Origin of the sequence: Pseudovibrio denitrificans JCM 12308 (genome assembly GCF_001310815.1) — a bacterium.
Taxonomy (GTDB): domain Bacteria; phylum Pseudomonadota; class Alphaproteobacteria; order Rhizobiales; family Stappiaceae; genus Pseudovibrio; species Pseudovibrio denitrificans.
Window position 1 is genome coordinate 1 of sequence record NZ_BAZK01000054.1, and the last position, 4,384, is coordinate 4,384.

Sequence of the window (4,384 nt, forward strand, 5' to 3'; positions counted from 1 at the left end):
CCCTGCGCGGGTTCCCTGCAGGGCTGTTATCGCAGAGCGGCAGCCTCAGGATGAATTGATGCCATGGGCAAGTGGCCCATTGAAAATCCATTGAGCACTCATTTTGCAAATCAAAACAAAGCACCATGGCTGGTTCAAACTCCGATGTTGTTACCTGAGGGGGCACTGTTTCAAGCTGGTTCTGAAATATGGTGGTGCGCTAAGGACGATGATATCAGATTGCCTCTTGCATCTGTTCCTTCTGCGGAAATTTGCGGAATGGAGTTTAAATGCTCCGTTGGCCTCTGGGACGGAATGAGGCTGACGTTGCTCAGTGCTGAAACCAACTGGGGGAGAATTCAGGTTCATGGATGATCTAGTTGGAGCGTTGAGCAAACTAAAGAGTAAATGGATGATAGGAGGCACGGCCTTAGAGCAGGGGCCATCCAGTTGGAAAGTAAAGCTCAGGCAGTTGGAAAAGCCCGAACTAGGTCTTTTAGCTATCGCTGCTCAGGCTGGGCAAGTTGCTTTGCAGCCCGCTCCTCAAGGTGAGTTGCAAGCGTGCCGACCATTGCCCTGTCTTTCGTTGCCGCCACTTCCTGATACATATCGTTCCAGATTTCGTAGCCTCTGGGCTGCTCAGAAGCCCGATGCTTCTGAAAAGGCAGCTGTTTTGCAGTTGATGGCGGCAAGAGGGTACACAGTGCATCCGGCTGATTGGATGCCTGATAGCTTCATGCGCTTACCAGTTTGCTACACTCTATGGGCTGATTGGGCTGAAGAGCAAGAGCGTGACTTGGATGAGAAGCTTACTGCTGAGACGTGGGAAGATTTTTCACAGGCTGCTCGGGTTCAGTCACTGCATGCAATGCGAGTTCGAGATGCCAGTGAGGCAAGGGAGTTGCTGGCGTCTAAAATGGATCAGCTACCTGCTGCGCAACGGTTGCAATTGCTGCATGTATTAGAGACTTCACTCTCTGACGAAGATCAGGAGTTTTTGGAGCATCTTCAGGGTAATGATCGTTCCGGGAAAGTACAGCAGTTTGCGCAAGACCTTTTGGCAAGACTTGGCTTGAGAACCGGCGACCAGTCCGATTTGGAAGAGTTAGCGGATTTTCATAGGATAGAGCGTCAGGGTATTCTGAAGCGCCGACAGGTTTTGTCGCCTAATAAACTGAAAAACAATGCGCAACGGGAGAGGCGAGCTGCTCTGTATGATCAGATAAACCTTGTTTCGTTTGCTGCGCGATTTGAGCTTTCGGTTGAGCAATTGATTGACAGCTGGGCCTTTGGGGATGAGCAAGCGGATCGCGGTTTTTGCGGGATGGTTGCCAGAACTGCTGCGGATAAGACAGTGCTGCAATGTGTGGATCGTGTGCTGGCGCAGGAGACCTTATCAGAAGTGGTGCTGCAGAGTTTGCTTGGGCGGCTGAGTGCGCAATCGCGGGCGGAGAAACTTCCGCAAGTGATGCAACATGCAGACAGCAGCTGTGATGTGGTGATCACTTGCCTAGGGGATGATCTGGGAACCGTGCAAACTAAACTCGTGCAAGGCAGTCCATTGCTTCAGTCTATGCTGGAGCAAGTAAGAGAACGTGTTGAGAGTGATGCGAGCACAATAATAAACACCATGCTTACGCGGAAGTTATTCCAGCTTGGTTTGATAGTTAGTGCAGACACAGCGAAAATTTTGATCGAAGAGTTTGTCGAGGCAGGCATTATGAAAATGGATAATGCTTTGGCGATGCTGCATTTTAATGCCACCTTATTACCAAGAGAATAGTTATGACAAGTACACTGAGACGTCCTGCCGAACTTACTTTTGCCGAAGAACTAGAGGCGTTGAAAGCGGTAGATGACAGTCCCAAACCTCAGGCTGGTCATTATCGCCGAAAGCTGTGATCACTTACCTCATGGGGGGTAAGGCCGGAGACAAAGAGATTAGTGCAAAGTATGTGGGTAACCGGCGTCTGATTGAGACCGCAGTGGCCACGCTGGCAACAGATCGCGCTCTTCTTTTGCTGGGTGTGCCGGGTACCGCAAAGTCCTGGGTTTCTGAACATCTGGCGGCTGCGGTTTCAGGAGATTCCACGCTCGTTATCCAGTGTACAGCCGGAACCGATGAAAATCAGGTCCGTTATGGTTGGAACTATGCGCAGCTGTTGGCTCATGGACAAGCCGGGATGCGCTGGTTCCTACACCGCTTTATCGGGCAATGGAAACCGGAAAACTTTGCCGGCTGGAAGAGCTTACACGCATGGGGTCGGATGTTCAGGATACATTGATTACAGTACTCTCTGAAAAGATGCTGCCAATTCCTGAGCTGAATGACGCTGTTTACGCAACTCGCGGGTTTAATGTTATTGCGACTGCGAATGATCGTGACAAAGGGGTCAATGAACTCTCAGCAGCGCTGAAGCGACGTTTTAATGTGGTGGTATTGCCCCTTCCGGATGACATGGATGAAGAAGTTGCGATTGTCAGCAAGCGTGTTGGCGAGATGGCTAAGTCGCTTGAGCTACCAGCCCCGGCAAACGTCAAGGATGAAGTTGGCAGGCTTCTGTCTATATTCCGCGAGCTTCGTTCAGGTGAAACACTGGATGGCAAGAGTGTTTTAAAGAAACCTTCGGGCAACCTTTCAACTGCGGAAGCTATTGCAGTAATGGTAGGGGGCCTTAGCCATGCTGCCTATTTCGCAAAGGGTGACTTATCTGCTGATGGGCTGGCACCTAACGTGTTGGGAGCGATTGTTAAAGACCCGGTTCAGGACAAACTGGTTTTGGAAGAGTACCTTGAGACAGTACTCAAGAAGCGCAGCGATTACTCAGACTATTACAGCGCATTGGTTGAGTTAGTATAGTGGCTGCTCCGGTTTCATATTTTGGGATCCGGCATCATGGGCCCGGGTCAGCCAGGCGATTGCTGGATGCCTTGGAGGATTTGTGCCCTGTTGAGGTGCTTATTGAGGGGCCAGCAGACCTGAGCTCGCTTATTCCGATGCTTGGTAGTGCCGAGATGAAGCCGCCTGTTGCGCTGCTCGCTTACTTGAATGATACACCCGAAGATGCGGTTTTCTGGCCGTTTTCTGAATTTTCTCCAGAGTATCAGGCCATATGCTGGGCACATAAAAACCAAGTTCCTGTTCGCTTCATTGACTTGCCAACCCATTGGCATCTGCTTGAACGGGATAAGAGATTGAATGGGGAAGAGGGGGCTGCTGAGGAGGAAGCTGAAACCGCTTTGGCGAACAACAGTGATGGAATCTCAGAGCTGTCCTCTTCTAAGATAATAAGCCGCGATCCAATTGGGGTGCTTGCAACGCTTGCTGGTTATGAAGACGGAGAAAGCTGGTGGCAGGACGTTATTGAGGAGAACCCATCAAGCGGGCCTGTTTTTGCTGCTGTAACCGACGCCATGAAAGCACTGCGTGCCGAGTCTTCCGAGTTAGATCGATGGGACGCCGCGCGTGAAGCGCATATGCGCTTAGAAATTGCTAAGTCAGCCAAGGCATGTGAGGCTGAGCAGCATGTAGCTGTTGTTTGTGGTGCTTGGCATGTTCCCGCGCTCATGGAAAAATTTACAGCCAAGGATGATCGAGCCCTACTTAAAGGGATGCCTAAAAAGAAGGTGAGTGCCACGTGGACCCCGTGGACGGCCCCACGCCTATGTTATCATACTGGATACGGTGCTGGGGTAGCCTCTCCAGGCTGGTGTTTGCATCTCTGGGAAAGCCCAGATAACGAGAAGACGACGCGTTGGGTGATTAAGATTGCCAAGCTTTTGCGTGAAAGCGGGCACATTGTTTCAACCGCTTCTCTGATTGAGACTGAGCGTCTTGCATCTTCACTTGCGTCTATCCTAGGTAAACCAAGGCCTGGCTATGAAGAACTCAGAGATGCGGCGATCGCTACTCTTTGCTCTGGGAATGCTTTGATCTGGGAAACTATCTCCGCAGAACTGCTCATAGGGTCCGACGTTGGTGCTATTCCATCTGATGTGCCTATGGCGCCGTTGCTGGAGGACTTGCAGAGGCAGCAGAAAAAGGCTCGCTTAAAACCTGAGGCTTTGGAACGAGAGCTTTCTATAGACTTGCGCAGTGAGAGTGGGCAGTTTCGGTCGACGCTATTACATCGCCTTTCGATACTATCTGTTCCGTGGGGGCGCGAGCTAGACAAAGGCCGCAGCCGCGGAACATTCCGAGAGCGCTGGCGGTTGTGCTGGGAACCGACCTTTGCTGTTGAATTGGTAGAAAACCTCGTCTTTGGATCAACAATCCAAAATGCTGCTTCCGGTAAAATTCTCCGCAGGATGCGAGAGTGTGGAACTCTCAGCTCTCTAGCAGATGCGGTTTTTGAGGCAATGACAGCCCAATTGCCTGAGGCTGCAAATGAACAGGGTAAGCTGA

2 protein-coding genes and 1 pseudogene are annotated in these 4,384 nt (G+C 51.0%); all 3 read left to right on the top strand.

Annotated elements, in window-relative coordinates:
* Nucleotides 1-346: 346 nt before the first annotated feature.
* Nucleotides 347-1,762: a DUF5691 domain-containing protein gene (locus JCM12308_RS27275; protein WP_054785750.1), complete on the top strand. Its 1,416-nt coding sequence runs from the start codon at nucleotides 347-349 to the stop codon at nucleotides 1,760-1,762.
* A gap of 2 nt (nucleotides 1,763-1,764) precedes the next feature.
* A pseudogene (locus JCM12308_RS27280) lies at nucleotides 1,765-2,839 on the top strand (ATP-binding protein).
* Between the two features lie 59 nt (nucleotides 2,840-2,898).
* A partial coding sequence (locus JCM12308_RS27285; RefSeq protein WP_054785751.1) for a DUF5682 family protein occupies nucleotides 2,899-4,384 on the top strand: 1,486 nt, incomplete at its 3' end.

Coding starts and splice junctions, on each gene's coding strand:
- JCM12308_RS27275 (WP_054785750.1), top strand. CDS start 347: ATGGATGATCTAGTTGGAGCGTTGAGCAAACTAAAGAGTAAATGGATG.